This is a genomic window from Paenibacillus sp. TAB_01 (assembly GCF_043945595.1).
Taxonomy (GTDB): Bacteria; Bacillota; Bacilli; order Paenibacillales; family NBRC-103111; genus Paenibacillus_S.
In genome coordinates, this window is sequence record NZ_JBIFNP010000001.1 from 4,074,752 (window position 1) to 4,095,046 (window position 20,295).

13 protein-coding genes and 2 pseudogenes are annotated in these 20,295 nt (G+C 51.4%); 2 read left to right on the forward strand and 13 right to left on the reverse strand.

The features are described 5' to 3' along the window. Nucleotides 1-194: 194 nt before the first annotated feature. The 13 genes and pseudogenes from ACHHV8_RS19705 to ACHHV8_RS19765 form a co-directional block, all read right to left on the reverse strand. Entirely contained in the window at nt 195-2,054 is a 1,860-nt protein-coding gene (locus tag ACHHV8_RS19705) for an ABC transporter ATP-binding protein (RefSeq protein WP_395160830.1), read from the reverse strand. Next, the gene (locus tag ACHHV8_RS19710) at nt 2,051-3,925 is read right to left on the reverse strand and encodes an ABC transporter ATP-binding protein (RefSeq protein ID WP_395160832.1); all 1,875 of its coding nucleotides are present in this window, start codon (nt 3,923-3,925) and stop codon (nt 2,051-2,053) included. The genes ACHHV8_RS19705 and ACHHV8_RS19710 overlap by 4 nt, the downstream gene beginning before the upstream one ends. Nucleotides 3,926-4,303: 378 nt before the next feature. Then, nucleotides 4,304-7,981 (reverse strand): dynamin family protein, encoded by a 3,678-nt coding sequence (locus ACHHV8_RS19715; RefSeq protein ID WP_395160834.1) that lies wholly within the window; start codon nt 7,979-7,981, stop codon nt 4,304-4,306. A gap of 55 nt (nt 7,982-8,036) precedes the next feature. Further along, nucleotides 8,037-8,309 carry an NAD/NADP transhydrogenase alpha subunit gene (locus ACHHV8_RS19720; protein WP_395160836.1) on the reverse strand — a complete coding sequence of 91 codons (273 nt, stop codon included), beginning with the start codon at nt 8,307-8,309 and terminating at the stop codon, nt 8,037-8,039. A 39-nt stretch (nt 8,310-8,348) separates the two neighbouring features. Further along, a pseudogene (nth, locus tag ACHHV8_RS19725) lies at nt 8,349-9,015 on the reverse strand (endonuclease III). Between the two features lie 237 nt (nt 9,016-9,252). Beyond that, on the reverse strand, nt 9,253-11,097 hold the full coding sequence (locus ACHHV8_RS19730; protein ID WP_395160838.1) for a hypothetical protein: 1,845 nt from the start codon (nt 11,095-11,097) through the stop codon (nt 9,253-9,255). Between the two features lie 133 nt (nt 11,098-11,230). After that, nucleotides 11,231-12,013, reverse strand: a complete 783-nt coding sequence (locus ACHHV8_RS19735) for an S-layer homology domain-containing protein (protein WP_395160840.1) — start codon at nt 12,011-12,013, stop codon at nt 11,231-11,233. Between the two features lie 41 nt (nt 12,014-12,054). Further along, the gene (locus tag ACHHV8_RS19740) at nt 12,055-12,624 is read right to left on the reverse strand and encodes a GerMN domain-containing protein (protein ID WP_395160842.1); all 570 of its coding nucleotides are present in this window, start codon (nt 12,622-12,624) and stop codon (nt 12,055-12,057) included. A gap of 13 nt (nt 12,625-12,637) precedes the next feature. Further along, complete coding sequence (locus ACHHV8_RS19745; protein WP_395160844.1) at nt 12,638-14,224, reverse strand: N-acetylmuramoyl-L-alanine amidase; 1,587 nt, start codon at nt 14,222-14,224, stop codon at nt 12,638-12,640. Between the two features lie 188 nt (nt 14,225-14,412). Next, nucleotides 14,413-15,916 (reverse strand): annotated as a pseudogene (locus tag ACHHV8_RS19750) (AAA family ATPase). Then, nucleotides 15,909-16,442: a hypothetical protein gene (locus ACHHV8_RS19755; RefSeq protein ID WP_395160846.1), complete on the reverse strand. Its 534-nt coding sequence runs from the start codon at nt 16,440-16,442 to the stop codon at nt 15,909-15,911. The pseudogene ACHHV8_RS19750 and the gene ACHHV8_RS19755 overlap by 8 nt, the downstream one beginning before the upstream one ends. A 98-nt stretch (nt 16,443-16,540) precedes the next feature. After that, nucleotides 16,541-17,029 (reverse strand): cell wall elongation regulator TseB-like domain-containing protein, encoded by a 489-nt coding sequence (locus tag ACHHV8_RS19760; protein WP_395160848.1) that lies wholly within the window; start codon nt 17,027-17,029, stop codon nt 16,541-16,543. Nucleotides 17,030-17,055: 26 nt separating this feature from the next. Next, nucleotides 17,056-18,357, reverse strand: coding sequence for an amidohydrolase (locus ACHHV8_RS19765; protein ID WP_395160850.1), 1,302 nt, complete (start codon nt 18,355-18,357; stop codon nt 17,056-17,058). Between the two features lie 258 nt (nt 18,358-18,615). Here ACHHV8_RS19765 and ACHHV8_RS19770 point away from each other — a divergent pair, with 258 nt between their 5' ends. Beyond that, complete coding sequence (locus ACHHV8_RS19770) at nt 18,616-19,236, forward strand: DUF47 domain-containing protein (protein ID WP_395160852.1); 621 nt, start codon at nt 18,616-18,618, stop codon at nt 19,234-19,236. Nucleotides 19,237-19,264: 28 nt separating this feature from the next. Beyond that, the gene (locus ACHHV8_RS19775) at nt 19,265-20,266 is read left to right on the forward strand and encodes an inorganic phosphate transporter (protein WP_395160854.1); all 1,002 of its coding nucleotides are present in this window, start codon (nt 19,265-19,267) and stop codon (nt 20,264-20,266) included. The last annotated feature ends 29 nt before the right edge of the window (nt 20,267-20,295 follow it).

Consider the following 20,295-nt stretch of genomic DNA (forward strand, 5'->3'; position numbering starts at 1 on the left):
AGCCGTTCCTCCCTTGTATGGAAAGCGGAGGTTCGGACGGAAAAGTTCCGGCTGCATGCGCATGCGGCGTGTTCACACTTTGTTAGTCTATTCAGTCCGAACTTGGATTAGCACCCGAATTTTTTAGTAATCATGAAAAAGACGCCCCTTAAGCTTTAGCTTAAAGAGCGCCTTCTAGAGGAGCTGGAGCCTATTTAACCTACCTCGCGCAGGAAGCGGTATTGAGCTTGAATCAATCCGTGATAGATCCCTTTATGCCGGATCAGCTCCTCGTGCGTACCTTGCTCCATCATCGTGCCGTGATCCAACACGATAATTTTATCCGCATTGCGAATCGTGGACAGCCGGTGCGCGATAATAAAGGACGTTCTGCCTGCGAGCAGCGTCTTCAGCGCTTCCTGAATTTTCAGCTCGGTCTCGGTATCGATGCTTGCGGTAGCTTCGTCCAGGATCAGAATCCGGGGATCGGCCAGCAGCGCCCGGGCAAAGGAAATCAGCTGTCTCTGTCCCATGGAGAGCACGTTGCCTCGCTCCTGCACTTCCGTATTGTAGCCCTGCGGCAGATTGACGATGAAATCATGGGCTCTTACCGCTTTGGCGGCAAACTCAACCTCTTCATCCGTAGCGTCGAGACGGCCGAAACGGATATTGTCCCGAATCGTGCCGGAGAAAATAAACGTATCCTGGAGCACAATGCCTATCTGCGAACGCAGACTCGGGATCGTCACATCCCGGATATCGTGCCCGTCAATCGTAATGCTGCCTTTGGTAATGTCGTAGAAACGGCAGAGCAGGTTAATGATCGTGCTCTTGCCGGAGCCTGTATGTCCGACCAGAGCGATCGATTCTCCAGCCTTCACGCTCAGATCAATCCCTTTGAGCGCATGCCGCCCAGGCTCATATTCAAATTCCACCTGCTTCAGCTCAATATTGCCCTGCACGCGCGGCAGCGGTTTGGCGTTCGCCGCTTCGGCTACGTTCGGCTGCTCATCGATGAATTCAAAGATCCGTTCGGAGGACGCCATCGCGATCAGCATCTGCGAATACATTTGTCCCAGACGATTAATCGGCTCCCAGAAATGCCCGATATAAGTGGCGAAGGCGACGAGAAGCCCGACCGAAATCTCGCCTTGTTGAATCAGATACGCTCCGAACCAGAACAAGATGCAGTATCCGACAGCGCCTGTCACTTCAATAATCGGGTTAAACGATTGGTTCAGCATCGTCGCCCGGTTCCACCATTTATGGTTATCCAGGTTCATGCCATGGAAAAAATCGATGTTTTCTTTTTCCTGCGTAAACGCTTGAGTAACCTTGATTCCCTGAATACACTCGTTGAGATGCGCGTTAATCCGCGACTGCTTCGTCTGAACTACTTGCCAGGCACGGCGGATATGTACGCGCAGCTTGGTCGAAATGACGAACATGATCGGTACTGTAACAATGATGGCCGTCCCCAGCTTAATGTTGTAGAAAAGCAGAATGAAGACGATCCCGAGCAGCTGAACGCAGTCAATCATCAGGTTGACAACCCCGTTGGTAAACAAATCCTGCAAGGAGTTGACATAGTTCGTGATCCGCACCAGAATCGAGCCCGCCGGACGCTTATCGAAAAATTTAAATGATAGCTGCTGAATATGGCTGAACAGATCATGCCTCAGATCGTAAATGACCTTCTGTCCAATGTTGTTCGTGTACCGGATCCGGTAATTGTTGGCCGCCCATTGTATCAGATAAAGCCCCAGCATCCCGCCGACACAGAGCATCAAAAGCCTCGTATTGCCCGCTTTCAATGCGTTATCGATCGCATACGCGATTAACAACGGATTAATCAGCTTCGTTAATGCCCCTACGATCATCATGGTAATCACGACCGGCAGCATCTGCCTGGAGTATGGCTTTAAATATTTGCCCAGGCGCTTGACCTGGTTCCAATCAAATTCTTTATCCAGTATCTCATCGTCCTGATAAACAAATCGTTGACCCGTTTGATCCCCTTCAGCCGCTCCCGCCGCATGCTGCTTCGACGGATTGGCTTGCTCTGCTTGACTCATTGTGCGTATCCCCTCCACTTGGTATGACGCGCTGCGGCCACTTGATTAGCGGCCCGCTGCTGTTCTTCCGCCTCTGTCCATTCCTGCACTATACCGTCATGAGCTGCTTCAGAGTCGGTACCCTCCGCAGACTCTCCTTCCGGCTTATCGGCAAATTGGATTTTGTACGTTTCCAGATAGCGGCCTGCCTGCCGCATCAGCTGCTCATGCGTTCCACGCTGCACCACCCGGCCTTCATCCAGCACGATAATCTCATCGGCGTGTCTTAAGGAAGAAATCCGGTGAGCTATAATAAATGTTGTACGACCGGCCATGACTTCCTGAAATCCTTGCTGGATCTCGTGCTCTGTTTCCATATCGACTGCGCTCGTCGCATCATCCAAAATAAGGATTTTCGGATTTTTGATCAGCGCCCGGGCAATGGCGATCCGCTGTTTTTGTCCCCCGGAAAGCCCCATCCCCCGTTCGCCTACAATCGTGTCATAGCCTTGAGGCAGCTCCATGATGAAATCGTGCGCTTTCGCCAGCTTCGCGGCCTGGATAATCTGGTCCATGGAAATATTTTTCACGCCATAGGCAATATTGTTCCGAATCGTGGACGAGAACAAAAACGTTTCCTGGAACACGATAGCCATCTGATCGCGCAGGCTTTCGAGCGTGACATCCCGTACATCTCGCCCGTCCAGCGTAATACGTCCTTCCTGGACATTATAAGCTCTCAGCAGCAGCTGGATCACGGTCGATTTCCCAGAGCCGGTGCCCCCGAGCAGCCCGATGATCGAGCCTGCCGGCGCATCCAGACTAAAATCGTAAAGCGCTGGCTGTTTATCCGTATAAGCAAAGGTCACCTGCTCAAAACGAATATGTCCTTCCACCTGCTCCGGCTTCAGCTGGATCGCTTGATCCTTATCCTTGACGTGTACATACTGATGCAGCACCTCCAGAATCCGTTCGCCGGCCGCTTTGGACTGGGTAAAGTTATTAATATGAAAACCGATGCCCCACAACGGTCCGATGATGTACCAGATCAAGCTGAAGAAAGCGACGAGCTCTCCCAAGCTGATGGACTGCTGAATGACCATGTACCCGCCGATGCCGAGCAGAAGCACGACGCTTAAATTGGCGAACAGCTCCATGAGCGGGAAATATTTCGCCCAAATACCGGAGGTCGTTACGTTATTTTCGCGGTAATCCTCATTGCGCTCCGAAAATTTACCAATCTCGTGCGGCTCGCGGGCAAACGATTTGACCGTGCGGACCCCAGTAATATTTTCCTGCACCGAAGTCGTCATAGTACTCATCGATTTACGGATGGAACGGAAAGCAGGATGAATTTTGCTCTCAAACCGGATTGCCGTAAACACCAGAAAAGGCATCGTAATCATCGTGAGCAGTGTCAGCTTCCAGTTGATCGACAGCATCATGATCGTACCGAACGTGAACATCATGATAACGTTTAATATTTGAACAAAGCCGAAGCCGATAAAATCCCTGACCGCCTGAAGATCCGCCGTTAGACGGGACATCAGATCACCGGTACGCGCTTGATCGTAATATTGGAACGATAAGTACTGCAGCTTCTTATACAAGGCATTGCGCATATTAAACGCCGTATTGTTCCCCAATTTTCCGCTCAGCGTTCCATGCAAAAATTGAAATAACGCCTTACAGCTGACGACACCTACGACAAGCAGCGACAAGGAAGGCACCACGGAAAAATTGTGTTTCGAAATAACATCGTCAATCAAGTAGCGCAGCAGGTTCGGATACACCAGCCCCAGCGCTGTGGCCGTCATTAAGCAGGCAATCGATGCGAACAAAAATCTTTTTTCCGACCAGTAAAACTCCTTCAGTTGTTTAAAAACCTCCATGGTACCCTCCTAAGCATTATTCCGCCAGCAAACTGGCTTTCTTTGAGCATGCATTAAGCTTTGCGCCGGCGAATACAGCGTTCACCCCGTCGAAAAATGACGGTAAAAGCAAAAATGGCTTTCGATGCACAGGGCTCTGCCACCGAAAGCGTTCGCTTTTTTGAATATTATCATCATCCCTATGGGGCGGCAACAGATTAGACTTCCATAATCATCCTTTAAGCGATAAAAATCCCGATATCCCCATGAAAAGGGGGAACAATCCACTTATTTCTCTCGTATAATACCAAATCCACCCAATTGAAAACCTTTTCAGAAAATCAATGAAAAACGGCCATCCCCGAAGGAACGACCGCTTGCACCGTACACTTGTTCACCTTATTTTTGTCCAAAATATTCCAATAACCGGTCATGCTTCGCTTGCAGCTCGGTTATATTAATCTGCATCTCCAACGCGTCCAGCTGGCCTTGGGCATACTCCCCAAGCTCTGCCTGCATCCGCTCCGACAAGGAACGGTACCAATCCTGCAGCTGCGCCCGATAAGCCGCTTCCAGCCGGTCCGCCTGCTGCTGGGCATAGGCACCCAAAGGCTCATGCAGACGCGCCTCCAGCTCGGTACGCATCGTCTGCTTGCCGTTCCCTTCAAAAAAGTGCTTTGCATTCTTATAAAAGCCTGCAAGCCATTTCCCGGTAACGGCCTCCGTCGTAAATACATCCGAGGCTTCCGGTGTCACGAAAGGAGCCGGTTCGTACTGGGACGGCACAAAATCGGCCAGATCGCCGCCAATGGCGTGAACCCACTGCTCTCTCCGTCTTTTTGCCGTCTTATGAATCGCATTCTCCACCCGGAGTGTCGTTGCGAGCACTTCCTGGGACAAGTCAAACGAAATCATCCGGCGCAAATCGTCCCAAGCCTCCTGAATCAGCGTTTTGATATCTTTGCCTTCTTCACGGAAAACCGCCGGATTAAAGGCCAGATTAAACAGCTCGCCGAAGCGGTAAATGGAACGCTGTCTCACGTAATACAGCAGCTCATCGATCTCTTTACGCAGCTCCCGCTCCTCCGCCTCGGTGGACATTTCCCTCAGCATCGTTTGGGCTTCAGCCAATGTGCTCCGCAAGGAGGCCGCACGACGGCTGCGCTCGGATTCATCGGCTTGAGCGCTGGCGATCCACTGCTTCAGCACCTCTGCCGCACGAACCAGGTCCGCTTGGCCTGACCGCACCGCAATCTCCGTCAGCTCCTCAATGGAAAAGCGGACGAAATCATGCTCGAATGCGGCGATGCCGGAAGCCTGCACCGTTTCCTCGGACGAGGCCAGCTTCCCTTCCAGAGCATAATAGCTCGACAGAGGATAAATGCGCGGCTTGCGGATGCCGTGCTGCTGCAGGTTGCTCTCCACATGGTCGACGACGCCTTGCAGCTCCTCTGGGGAGGAAGCCAGGTCCGCCGCGTTGACGATAAAGAACATTTTATCCAGCTCGAAGCTGTCTTTCACGCGGCCCAGCTGGAGCAAAAACTCCTTATCCGCATGGGAAAATGCATGATTATAATAAGTAACGAATAAGATCGCGTCCGCGTTTTTAATATAATTGAACGCCACGCCGGTATGGCGGGCATTGATCGAATCCGCTCCCGGCGTATCGACCAGCACAATGCCCTGATCCGTCAACGGATTGGAGTAATACAGCTCGATCAAATCGACAAAACAGGACTTGGATTCGTCGGCGGCATACAGCGCGAACTGCTCCGTATCGACCTTCAATTCCCTGCCGATCGCTTCCTTCACGTCATTCCAGCCGCGTTCCACCGCTTTCAGGAATGTGTAATGAGGCTTTCCTTTCGGAGAAACCTGCTCCGCGGATAAACGGCGGATCGCCGCAAGACCGCCCTCCATATCCTGTACGGAGATGCCGAGCACCTCCAGCGAATACTTGACGTCATCGACCAGCCGGTCGAGACTCTTCATCCGGATTTTGGCCGTCCCGTGCGGCCAGCCGTTCTCGGGCTCCGGCGGCATAATTTTATTGATCGCCGCCGTCGTCGGGTTCGGCGACACGGGAAGCACCCGTTCGCCGATCAGCGCGTTGGCGAACGACGACTTGCCTGCGCTGAACGCGCCGAACAGCGCGATCGTGAAGCGGTTGCTTGTCAGCCGGCTCGCCTTCTCCAGCAGGGAGCGGCGGATGCTCTGCAGCTGCGCAACGCCCGCAAGCTCCGCCGCGCCGGCGGTCAGCTGCGCCGCCGCCTCGCGCAGGCGGGCGCGGTGCGCGCCCTGCGCGAGCGGCGCGGTGCCGTCGCGCGGCGTGCGGCCCGCGGCGGCGGCTACGGCTGCCAGCGCTTCGCGGGCGGCCGCGCCGGCGTCAGCCGCCTGCGGCGCTGCGGCGCGCGGCGCGGCCAAGCCGGACGCGTCGGGGTCCGGCATCGCCGGAGCCCGCACCGGCACAGCCGCAAGCGGCGCTTGCAGCGAAGCCGCGTAAGCGGCCTCTGCGGCGGCAAGCCGCTCGAGCTCGCGCAGGCTGCCGAGGCGCGCCTGCAGCGCGTCGAGCTGCGCGCGGTAGCCGGCCAGCTGCGGCTGCAGCGACGCAGCGAGCAGTGCTGCGAGCTCGTCGATCAGCTCGAACGCAAGCTTGCGGTACAGCAGCTTGGCTTCCGCGGCAGCTTGCTTCGTGTAATTGAGCGTATAATCGCCGCCGAAGCCGGCCGATTCGCTTACCTGCTCCGCCAGCCACTCCGGTGCAATATCCATATGGAGCCGCTCGGCAATCTCCCGGACCTGGTCGGCCGAAACCTGAGGATAAGCGTCCATCGACTTGCTCAGCGCCTGCTGCAAGTGGCGTTCTACCTGCGTCGCCAGCTGTCCGGCAAAATCGGTGTGGAAGCCGCTCAGCCTGCGTTCCACTTCTTTGGCCGTTTTTGCTGCGCTTGCAAAGAAGCCCACTTTAAAGCCGGGCTTCCGGCTCTGCAAATATTCGTGCGCCAAATCGCGCGTGACCGCCGGCATAATGTTGGCGTTGTCCAGAATCGCTGTGGTTTCCTTGCGCAGCGCCGTGCGCAGCGTTTCCGGCTCCGTCTCGGCACGGGCTGCCGCCTCGCTCAGCTCCGTCCACTGCCGCTGTGCAGAGTCCGCTCCCTCATCCGCCGCCAGCTCGGCCCGCAGCTGCTCCTTCACCGCTTCATTGCGCTCCGCCATCTTCTCCGCATGCGCTAAGGCCAAATGCTTCGCCGATTTCTCAAGACTCAACGCGGTAAGCTCCTCCCGCAGTTCAATAAGCCGCTTCAGCAGCCAGTCCAGCTTCCCCCATTCGCTGTGGGGATGGTCCGGCGCTTTCACCGAAGTATAGACGATCCCGTCCGGCTGGATATGCCAGTTCCCGAACGCTTCACGCACCCCTGCTTGATAGCTTTCGAAGGAAAGCTCCTGCTCCCGGTGCTTGTCGACCTGATTAATAAGCAGGTAGAGCGGCTTGCCCCATTCCTGCATTTTTTTCGTAAACGCGAAGTTGATTTCGGACTGCACATGATTATAGTCCATCACATAAAACACGACATCCGCCAAATGCAGCGCCGACTCCGTTGCCAAATGATGCGCATCGTCCGTCGAATCGATGCCGGGCGTATCCAAAAGCACGGTATGGCTGCCCAAGAAAGGAATCGGATAGCGCAGCTCGATCGTTTCAATATCTGCTCCGTTACGGGCATAGGCGGGCAGCTCCTCCAGAGCAACCTCATGAACCTTCCCCGGCTTGCCTTCCTCCTGCGCCCGATGCGTTACCTTCGCTCCGGCTTCGCCGTTGCTGATGCTAACAATGTTCGCACTGGTCGGGATCGGGCTCGACGGCAGCAAGGTGTGCCCGCATAGCTTGTTGACCAGGCTCGTTTTTCCAGCGGAAAAATGCCCGCAGAAAGCAATATACAGCTTGCCGCTCTCCGCTTTTTGCAGAAGCTGCTTCAGCTTCAAGCCGTTTTCCGTATCCCCCGTCTCTACTACCTTCCGCTCCAGCGAGCGAATGGCTTCCTCCATCGTTTCCCCAAGTAAGCTAGTCTGGTTCATTCCTCTTCTCCCCACGCTCTGTATCTAAACAAAAAAAACCGAATCGCTTCGGCTTTTAGTGTACCACACTTTCTTTCGACGGAATAAAGATTTCAAACAAATTACGGTGCTGCAAAATCGTAATATCTTTATCCTTTACTTTCATTACGACAACCTCTGGCTTGGTTTTCATTTTCTCCAGGTAATGCTCCGGCACATCTCCGGACTCCATAACCGTTACGCCTTCTACTTGCTTCTCTTCATTTTCCGCCAAAGGCGTTTCCAGCACCTGCTCGTAAATATCGGAAAAAACCTCAAAATCGTTTGTGTATACCGAAATGCATTTCATGTCGATCCCATCCTTATCAATTTGCTGTGGTAATGTTTGCTACTGTATAGGTTTCCTACGACTACCGGATTTCATACGTTTTTTTCCTTCACGGCAGCATTCCACCAGCGGACATACGCCGCATTGCGGATTTTGCGCCTTGCAATGATAACGTCCGAAAAAAATAAGCCTGTGATGCGTATCGGTCCGATTCCTCGCGCGGAACCAGCTTCATCAGCTTCTTTTCCACTTCGAGCACGGAATCGTCCCAGCCCGCCATCCCCAGCCGCTTCGATACCCGCTCCACATGAGTATCTACCGCAATCGCCGGGACGCCGAAAGCATTCGAGACAACCACATTGGCCGTCTTCCTCCCCACTCCGGGCAGCTCAACGAGCTGTTCGTGGGTTTCGGGAATTTTGCCGCCATACTTGTCCAAAATCATGGCGCACAAGGCTTGAATATTTTTGGCTTTGTTCCGGTAAAGTCCGATCCGGCGAATATCCTGCTCCAATTCTTCCAACGGTACGGCTAGATAGTCTTCCGGCCGCTTGTACTTTTGAAACAAGGAAGCTGTCACTTTGTTCACCGTTTCATCCGTACACTGCGCTGACAGCAGAACGGCAATCGTTAATTCGAAGGGATTCGAATGATTCAGCTCACAATGCGCATCGGGAAACATACCGGCAATCGTATCGAGTATGCTGCGAACCTGCTTCTTGTTCATTGTGCAAGCATCCTTTTTTTCAAGTAGTATAAATTTCAGTTTAACGAATCCCCTATCAGGAATCAATGACTTTAGACGACAAAATCCGAACTTTTCACGAATTCCGTCTATTTTTTTTTATAACATGCCCTTATCGCGAAAATAAAAGCCGCCTAAGTGGCTGTAGAAGAATCCCCCTACACCTTTTTAGACGGCTTAATTCCGATAAATGTTACTTCGGTTCAGAGCGAAAACAACTTATTTTTCAATTTCGATAATTTTATCATCCAGAATATACAGCGTCACCTCGTCGTTTTCTACAAAGGCGCTTGCTGCAACCGGAGTGGTTCCTTGATGCATATAAGCTTTGGCGTACATGTTATAGTTCGTTTTATCTCCGGCCGTATTCGGCTTCACTTGCAGACGGTTCAAGACATTATCATAGCCTGCAACGGTTCGTTTGGAGGCAGCCGCTACGGAAATAATCGTCTTATCGCCTGCGTTCACGATTTCTACACGATCATCCGCTTTAATGTTGCCCAGCGCAGCGGTGCTTGTTCCATTCTGATTTACAGTGAACTGGCCTCCAACCGTCACAACCTGCACGGAGCCGGCGAAATCCTGAAGAGTGATTGTACCTTTGGCTGTGTCTACTGCCGTAACCTTGCCGCGGACCGTGTTGAGCAGCTCTACGCTGTTCAGCGTGATCCCCGTATAAGCGACCTTGACATACTCGTCAATCGCAATGTCGTTAAAGACATGCGTCGATTTGCCCGGGTTTACGATTCTTTCATCGGAGGAGATCGTGAATTTCAGCGTCGCCCCGGTCTCATCCTTCACTTCCAGCTCTCTTGCGGTAGTATCGGTGCGCAATACTTTGTAAACGGCGGTTTTCTTCACGGACACCATATTGATGACATCTTGATCTCTGTTCAATTCGCCGACGACCAAATCTCCCACCTGCAGATCGCTTAGCTTCGAACCCGATTTGGAGAAGATGTTCACGGTTGCTCCGTTAATAACGTCAAACGTAATATTTTGCCCGCCGCTGGTACGTAAAGTAATCTGATTTGCTGTCGCATTGACTTGAGAGACCGTACCTACCGCTTGTGTTGAAAGCTTCACACTTAGAACTTTATCTTTGGATACGGTCAAATCTACTTTAGTTCCTTTGTCCTTCATGAACTTGCTCTCAAAGTCTTCAAGCTCCACAGGAATATCCCAAGAGCTGATGGCCGTCGATGTAGTCAGTTTATAAGCAAAAGGAGTACCATCCGCCAGTGTTCCATAAAGCTGATTCTTGGTCGCATCATAGAAATCGATAGTTGCAAAGGAACTCTCAATGATAGATCTGCTTGTTACGGTTGCTTTAACCACTTTGTTGTTCACCAGATCCAGCTGCAGTGAATCGCCGATCTCCAGATCCAATATTCCCGCCGTACTCAGACCGTCGATCGATACCGTAGCATTATCGGCAATGTAATAAGCACCCAGACTGCCGTCTGACTTTGTAATGGTCAGCGTCTTGGAATCGTCCTTCGGATCCGTCATCAGCGTACCTTGCACCGTGCTGCCGATATCCGCCTGCTTCGTAATGCTAATTTCGGTCACTTCATTCGCCTTCACCGTATATTTGACCGTATCCCCCACGTGAAGCTTGGACAAATCGCCCGCCGTTCCATCCGGCATCGTCACCAATACTCTGGTTGCGAACGGGAAGGTTTCGTTCTGAGCCGTAGACTGCTCCAGGAAAGTCACCGTGTTAGCATCGTCCTGAATGCTGGCCACGCTGCCGTCAGCCGTTTTGCTGATAGGCACTTGCTTCACGATAATTTTGGAATACTTGTTGCCAGGCAGCAAAAGATTTCTTTTCAGCTCGACCAGGCTCCCGCTTTGAATGGAGGTCAAGCTTAAGCCGCGGCCGTCCTTATCCGTAACCGCCACATTGTCCGCCAGCTCTTTCAAATCCTGTACGCCGGCTTGCGTAATATCGACCAGCATGTTATTCACGTATACTTTGTTTAATGTACCCTCGTAGGATTCCATCTGCTCCGCATCGTTCGTCAGCTCGATATATGTAACGTTGCCATTCTCTTGAATCACATAAACTTCATTCGTTTCTTTCAGCTGCGTCGATGGAATCCGGCTGTCATCCTTCGCGTTATAGATAACGACATCGCTCGCTACGTTGTATTGGCTGCTTTTGCCGTCCTTCGTCTGAACCGTAATTTTGCGGTCACTTCAGCTCCATTAAATAGCCGATCGTTACACGGTCCGAACGCGTCGTCAGCTCTTTATCCGCTCTGCTTAGGAACGTAGCCATCTGAGCCCGCGTTACATTGCCCTTCGGATCGAAATTGTTATCGTCGACACCGTTTACGATTTGGAGGCTGACAGCCGCATTAATGTAGCCCAAGGCCCAAGAGGACATTTTATCGGCATCGCTGAAAATCGAAGTATCTGCGGCTTTCACATCCGCCAGATCCTGCTTGCCGATAGCACGGATGACCAGCTTCGCAACCCATTCGCGGCTTGCAGGACGGGAGCCCCAGGAGTTTTTCGAACTGCTTGACCCCGTTGCGGTTCCATCCGATTCTTCTTTGATACTGATCAAGCCTTCATCGAAGGCATAAGCTACATACGGCTTCGCATAGCTGTCGACGGATACCGGTAAAATCGTCTCCGTTTTATTTTTCAAAGCATCGTTCTCCAAGCCCATCATGCGAATAGCCATGATGATAACATCCTGCTGGGAAACCTGCGTATCCGGGCTGAATTTGCCTTTGTCCACGCCTTGAATAATCCCCAGCGCAGCCAGCTTCGTAATGTGTTTAATAGCCCAATGCTGAGGACTTACGTCCGTAAAGCGCGAGCTGCTGTCGGCAGCGGACGACGATGTGCTTGTACTTGCCGATGCCCCCGCGGAAGTCTCCGCTGCATAGACCGGACTGCTCATAAGTACGGATAATGCCAGTATGCCTGCAGCCATTTTTTGCGATTTTCTGTAAGTATTGGACATTTCGTAGTTCCTCCCGATGAACATGGTAAATATATCAAGGTTTAAGGTGTGCTTTTATGAAACGGGTGCGGTAAATCCATATGTCCCATCAGACTTTCGACAGCCTGACCGTCCAGCAAAAGATCAAAGCTATCAATCTCTGAAAATTGGAATATCGTTTTTTTCAAAGCTTGCAGCAGCAAAGCTTCTCCTCCGGAACCCAGCCTGGACTCCGGCGACATCGAAACGTCGACTGTCAGCAGCTTATCTTTTAAAGCAACGGAGCGAATGGTAAATCCTTTGAATAAGGGCGCGAGTTTAGGGTCGGGTGAATTGGCCAAAGCCTCCAGAGCAGCCTTGTACTTATCGTTCTCCTGCTTAAAGGAAATCGGAACCTGTTTCTCGACAAGGTTCTCTCCTTGCTCATCCCCGTAATAAGCTTTAATCGTCATTTGCTTATTCTCGTCGGCGGGGGGAGAGGTCTGCGCCTGCGAGCCTTGCGCCGGGTGCTGAGCCTCCGTCGAATTCTGCGGCGCTTGGGTTTGGGCCGGGGGCTTCGCCTGTCCACAGGCCGATAGCAATGCAACGAGCGTCATGCTGAGTACCGCCACCTGGAGTCGTCTTTTGTGCATCGTTATCTCCTCCTTAGTCAATGTTCAGCTGTTGCTTGATTCCGGCTACGATCGAAGCGGCAACGCGGTCTTGGAATGCCTCCTGAAACATGGCCTTCTCATCCGATTTGCTCGTCAAAAAACCGACCTCCATTAAGATCGAGGGCATCGTCGTATTTTTGATGACATAGAAATCGTTCTGCTTGACTTTGCGGTCCGGGAAGCCCGTCGCTTTAATCAACAAGCCGTGCATCAGATTAGCGAATTGCTGGCTTTGCTCCGTATAGTAATACGTCTCGGTTCCCGAAACGGATTCCTTCGCGGCTGAATTCCCATGGATCGATACGAACAGATCCGCTTTCATCTCATTGGCAAATGCCGTGCGCTCCGATAATTCTAAGAATGTATCCGTACTACGAGTCATTTCCGGTTCGATGCGGGGCTCCTGCTCCAGCAGCTTGTACACCTTCGTGGCAAGCGACAGCACAAGATCCTTCTCGTTGCGCTTGGTTACGGAAATCGCCCCTGAATCTTTGCCGCCATGTCCCGGGTCGATGACAACTTTGAATTTGTCCTTCGAGGTCTGCAGGGATGCAACGGATATTTTCCATGCCAGCAAGCCAGGATCAGCTGCAGCTTGAATAGACGTCGGCTTCAAATCTAGTTTTTTGGCCGAATCTATTATTATTCTAACGATAGAGGATTCTTTTGAAAATAGCAAATAACGAATTTGTGATATATTCGCGCTGCTTTCCTTTACGGTTCCTTCCCCTTTGGCGTTGACCTTCAGGGCCGGATCCAGCTTCGAAGCAGGAAATTCAATAATCACCTGGTTCGCCGCTGTGGTTACATTAGCTTTCGGCTTCACTGAGAGGACATCGCCTTCAAAAGAAATGGACGTGACCGTCGCTATAGTATCCTTCACAGGTTCCTTCGACGGATCGGTCCCGGATTTATCCGAATTTTCTTGCGTCGGCGCAGCAGGGCTCGTGTTGGAGGGCTCGTCCGCATTCGACTTATCGGGCTCGGTCGTGTTAGGCTTGGCAGGCTCGTCCGTATTTGTCCTGGAAGGCTCGGCTGTACCCGCCCTCGAAGGCTCCCCGGCCACCGGAACGGGCGGCTTGTCCGATTCCTCCTCCTGCTCCACCGGAGAAGAAACCGTCTCTTCTACAACTTCTTCCTCTCCATTCTCCGCCTGGAAAAGGAATACCGAGCGGGTGAGCTCATCCCACGAAACTCTGACCCCCAGCTGTTCGCTCACGAACCGCACCGGAAGGAGCGTATTTCCTCCGCTGATTTGCGGCGCAGCCTCCAGCTTCGTTTTTTTATCGTTGACCAGCGCCTCGTTCTTATCGATAAACAACTGAATCGTTACGTCCGACTTGACCAGTGTGACTTTGCGGCTTTTCTCATCCCACTGCACTTTGGAGCCGAGCGACTCGGCAATGACCCGGATCGGAACCAATGTGTTTCCTTTCACAATCCTCGGGGGCACCTCTGCGGCCAACTGCTTGCCGTTCATGAATAGATGAATGGGCTGCTCGGCGGCAAACGCCATCACGGGAAAGATCAGCAGAGAAACGAGCAGCATGGAAATCAGCGTAGTTATAACTCTCATCATACACCTCAGCTTATGTAATAGATTAATAGATTTCTGCTTAAGTCATAGAAAAGAACATACGCCGAAATTGGCGAAACATACCATATTATAGACGCCTCAAATGCCGAAAAGTTGCGTATAACGACAAAAAAAGCCCATAATAACAGGTATACCTGTTATTATGAACTCAAGGTTCGGTAAAAACCGGACTAGGCAATTTGCATACGGGACTGTTCCAGCAGCTCGCGGAACTGATCCCCGGAAAGCACTTCTTCCTTGATCAAAATGTGCAGCGACTGCTCGAACACTTGCCGGTACTGCTCCAGCATGGCTCTCGTACTCTCTGTCAGCTGCTGCAATATTTTCGTATTTTCTTTCATCAGCTCTTCCTTCGTAACCATCTGGCGATCGATGATGCCTAAGCTCGTCAGACCGGAATCCATCATAGTTCCAACCAGGTTCAACGCCTGCTCGAAATCGTTGCGTGAGCCTGTGCTTCTTCCTCCGTAGAACATTTCCTCAGCGACAGAGCCGCCGAGCGCGATCATAATCTGATGCTCGATATGCTCTTTCGTATATAAATACTGATCCTGCTGTGGATTGTGACGCACATAACCTAACGCCTGCCCCCGGGGACTAAGCGCTACCTGGGATACCGATCCGGGGCGCACCGTTTCCGCCGCGATAGCATGTCCCAGCTCATGAAGGGCAACGCGGTCTCTCTCTTCTTTTGTCGATTCGCGGTCCGTTTTCTCGCCCATCATCACTTTGTCGACAGCCTGCGAAAGATGCTTCTGCTCAATGAGCGGCGCTTCCTCACGCATCGCATAAATAGCCGCTTCGTTCATGACGCTCTCCAGCTGGGCTCCCGAGAAATGAAAGGTTTCCTCAGCGATAGCCTCAAGATTGACCTGCTCCGCCAACGGTTTATTTTTGGCATGGATATTCAAAATATGCAGGCGGCCTTTTTTATCAGGCAGATCCACCTCAATATGGCGGTCAAACCGGCCCGGACGAAGCAGCGCGCTGTCCAGCATTTCCTTCCGGTTCGTTGCCGCAACAATCAGGATGCGCGGGCTTTCGGCCGTATGAATCCCATCCATTTCGGTCAGCAGCTGGTTCAATGTCTGGTCATACTCGCGGTGTTGCCCGCCGTCACGCTTGCCGCCGATTACATCGATCTCATCGATAAATACGATCGCACTTTCCTTGTTTTCCTTGATGGCGCGGGAGCGCGCTTCTTTGAAAATATCACGGATACGGCTCGCGCCGACACCCACGTACATCTCGACGAATTCACTGCCCGCAGCAGCCATAAATACGGAATTCGTATAATGCGCGGCCGCTTTAGCCATTAAGGTTTTCCCCGTTCCCGGAGTGACCGGTCAGCAAAATCCCTTTTAACGGGCGAATGCCCAGCTTTTTGATTTCCTCGTGCTTGATCAGAAAATCCAGCGCTTCTTTGAGTTCATTCTTAGCGCGCTGCTGGCCGCCGATATCATCAAAGGTCAGGTAGGACGGCGCTTGTCCGCGTGCTTTTTTATCCGCTCCGCCGAAGCTTCCGCCTGCCGTTCGCGCACGATTCATATACAACAGCGATCCTAATATGATAGCCATAAATACGAAAGGAATGAGGTTTACTCCGATAAAATAAAGGAATACTAACACAACAGGCACTACGCCAATGGCGATTTCTTTATATATTTTACTCATTCGGCCACACCCCCATTTTATCAGGCGTACGAGGCAGCATGACATACTTGCTTTGAGTACCGTCCGACATGGTCACATATACATACTTATCGTCCATTTCCGTAGACACCTTCAAATTGCTGTCCGCCGCTCTCGCTTGCAGCGTTGCAGGGATTTGCGAATATTTCTTCGTCTCCATCGCTTGGGCCACATCAAATAACGCGGACGACCACCAGGCATCCAAAGAATCAGAGGAGTCGCTGTCCACCTTCAGCTTCAATTGTTTCTCGCCGATGACGGATGCACCGCCCTTCTGAATCTGATTGTATATTTGACGCAGGCTTGCACCAGGCTTCAGCTTCAGCTCTATTGTAGTTTCGGTGCTTGATATCTTAGTATCGACCAACTGTAAAACACCCGGGGTGTTATTAACGACCGAAGCTAATGGATTCTCCATCGCAACGCTTTGATATACGAAATATCCGCCAAACAATACGGTTGCCGAAATAACAACACTCAAAGAAACAGGTAAGAGACGTAACTTCATAAGCTAACGTCCCCCTTTCTATAGTATATCGTCTGTAATATATAGATAGTATAGCATACGATATATACTCAAGGGGAATGTAAAGTGTGGTAAAAACGTCATTGAATGCTTAAACGGTAAGTATCCAGCATAGCTCCGTCTTTAAACGAGTAGTAATCATAATAATAGCGCTCCCCGTCCTCTTCCGACTCTACCTTATAAAAGGCTTCCCATACCAATGCCCCGTTCAAGACACCGGGCAGGAGCCTGACAATTTCAGCATCCGCCTGATGGGCCAGAACCGCCGCCTTGATTTGATCGGCCGTGACGCCGTCCGCAGCCATCTGCGCATAGATTTCATTATCGCCAACCCAGACAATCATCTTTTGCCCGATCTTGTTCTCGCCCTGAATGACGGTGTAGGGCTTATCGCCAACGAACCGGCCTACCTTATCCGCCTTGGCCAGTATCGTCTTCTGATAAGCCGTTTGTACGGCGGCCCGCTGAATCTGCCATTCCTTTTCATGCACCGCATTAAAGAAACGCACGCCGAAAAACAAAAGAAGAGCAGCTGCAGCTACTGCTGCAACCGCTATTTTAATTTTCATAAATGTCCATCCTCCACTTTCCCGGCTTATTGACTGGTGAGCCGTTCAAAGCAGCGCTGAGCTTCGTACAATATTTTTTCTTCATCTAATGTAAGGCATTCTCCGTTCTGCACGATGCGGCGGCCGTCTACCCAGACATCGGTTACATCCTTGGCCGAAGCGGAGTAGATGATATGGGACACATAGTTCGTTTTCGGGAAAAAGTGCGGCTGATCGATGTCGACGGCAATGAAATCGGCTTTCATCCCGGCTTGCAGCGCGCCTACGTTCTCCAGCCAGATGGATCTTGCGCCTTCCAGCGTTCCCATCCGAAGCGCAGCCTCCGCAGGCACTGCCACCGGATCGCCCGTTACCCCTTTATGAATCAGCGCCGCGAGACGCATTTCCTCGAACATGTCCAAATTGTTATTGCTTGCAGGTCCGTCCGTACCGAGCGACACTTTGATTCCTGCCTTCAGCAATTCCGGCACGCGGGCTACGCCGCTCGCAAGCTTAAGGTTGCTTCCGGGATTGTGGGATACGCGGACATCGTATTTTTTCAAAATTTCAATTTCTTCGTCCGTCAGATGTACCGCGTGGGCAACCAGTGTCGGTCTTGTAAACATGCCCAGCTTCTCCAAATGAGCGACAGGCCGAGCTCCATACTGCTCGAAGTTTTCCTGAACCTCTCTGGCCGTTTCCGACATATGCGTGTGCATAGGCAGCTGAAGATCGTGGGCAGCCTGTACGAAACGCTCGATAAACTCAGGAGGGCACGTATACGGCGCATGCGGCGACATCAGCGTTGTGATTCGTCCGTCCGCCTTGTGGTGCCAATCCTTCGCGAACTGCACCGCTTCCGCCAGCTTGGCGTCCTGCACGTCCGGAGGGCACAAACCGATCGCACCGCGTGTCAGCACGCCGCGCATCCCGCTCTGCTCGACCGCAAGCGCTACTTCATTCATATGGTCGTACATGTCGACCACCGCTGTCGTTCCGCCCTTAATCATTTCCAATATAGAAAGCTCCGTGCCGATTCGCACGTCATGCGAGGTAAATTTGCCTTCCATCGGCCACATTTTTTCCTGCAGCCACACCTGCAGCGCCAAATCATCGCCATAGCCGCGCAGCAGCGACATCGCCGCATGTCCGTGCGTGTTGACCAAGCCCGGCAGAAACAGCTTATTTTTTCCGTCGATACGCTCATCGTACTGGTTCAGCGGCAGCGGCGGCTGTCCGCCGATATATGTAATTTGATTATCCTCCCATACCATACATCCGTGTACAACAGGCAGTAACTCATCTAATGTAATAAAAATGCCGTCTGTAATAATCGTTTTCACTTGCATTCCTTCCTTTCTCAGTACCTGACATAAATTTTACTGTACAACTTCATCCTCTATAAATCAAGTAACCATAGATCGGCGAGCCGTACCTTCTTTACATAATAAACCTTTCATGAACATATTCTGAAAAGGATAAACTATCATTGCAATCCATCCGCCGGATGTGTTATTTTTAATTTTGTGTGTAATTTCACGCTAAAATTCTACAATAATCGATGCCATTGTGAATTTATCGTTAAGATACTTTAAGGGGGCTGTTTCATGCTTTTCGCTAAAAAAAACGACACCGACTTTCTTCTCCTGCTGATTAAAGCTTCGGAAAACACGCTGCATGCGGCACAGATGTTCCGCAATGCCGTGATGGGCGACCAACCGCCGGCGTCCTTTTATCCTCAGCTGAAGGATTTGGAGAATGCAGGGGATCAAATCACACATCAAATTTTTAAAGGCTTGAACAAAGTGTTCATCACCCCTTTAGACCGCGAGGATATCATGGAGCTTGCCTCCAAGGTTGACGATGTCATCGACGGTATCGAAGCCTCCATGGCCCGGTTCGATTATTTGAATATTACGATCAGCGATAAATATATGAAGGAATTTTCCGCGGTGATCGTAGCCAGCTGCCAGCACATTCTCGATGCCTTCAAGCTCCTTGCCAAAAAGAAATACATACAAATTACCGAACACACGGTACAAATCAACAGTCTCGAGAATGAAGCGGACCGTCTGATGCGCGAGGGAATTCGGGAAATTTTCACCAATCCGAAGGATCCTTATCATGATTTCAAAATTAAGGAGCTGTATGAAAGGCTGGAGCAAACCACCGACGCCTGTGAAGATGTAGCCAATATATTGGAAAGCGTCGTTTTGCGTTACTCGTAAGCTTTTTTCATACCCGTAGGAGGAAATTATGTTAACCCTATTGCTCATCATTGTTGGACTGGCTCTGCTATTTGATTTCATCAACGGCTTTCACGATACGGCAAACGCTATTGCAACCTCCATTTCCACCCGGGCGCTGACCCCGAAATTCGCTGTTTTTTATGCGGCCATTTTAAATTTCATCGGCGCGGTCTATTCCTCCGGAGTTGCCAAAACAATCGGGGGAAAGGTAGCCAATCCGGCTAACATCGATCATGGTGTAGAAATCGTTATTGCTACGCTGATCACGGCTATCATCTGGAATCTCATTACCTGGTACTACGGCATTCCTTCCTCATCGTCTCATACGCTGATCGGCTCCTTGGCGGGAGCGGTCATTGCCGGAGCCGGATTTAACCAAGTCAACTGGGCCGGATTTAAGGAAATCATTATTATTCTTGTTTTGTCTCCAATCGTTGCTTTTGCAACGGGCTTCGTGTTAATGTGGATCATTCGCCAGCTGATTATTATAAGCGGAAATCATTCCCGGTCCAGGTTGAACCGGTCGTTCCGATTTTTCCAAATTTTCTCCGCCGGCTTGCTTTCCTTATCTCACGGAGGCAACGATGCGCAGAAAGCGATGGGTATTATTGTCTTCGGCCTTGTAGCGCTAGGATATCAAACCGATCTGGACGTACCGCTCTGGGTTAAAGTTTCGGCGGCCATCGCTATGGGGCTTGGAACGTCCATCGGGGGCATGCGGATCATTAAGACGATGAGTAAAAAGCTGATGAAAATCGAGCCGATCAACGGCTTTGCATCCGACTTGAACTCGTCCATCGTCATCCAAGCCTCCACAGCAATGGGCATGCCGTTATCGACGACACACGTCATTTCCTCTTCCATCATCGGTACCGGATCGGTCATGCGGTTTCATGATGTGAAATGGGCAACGGTCACCAAGATGGTCATGACCTGGATTATAACGATTCCGATCAGTATGATACTCGCCTATCTGATTTACAAAATTATTTTTCAGTTCACCTCCTGACAGCACTAAAAATCCCCAACAGAGAAAAG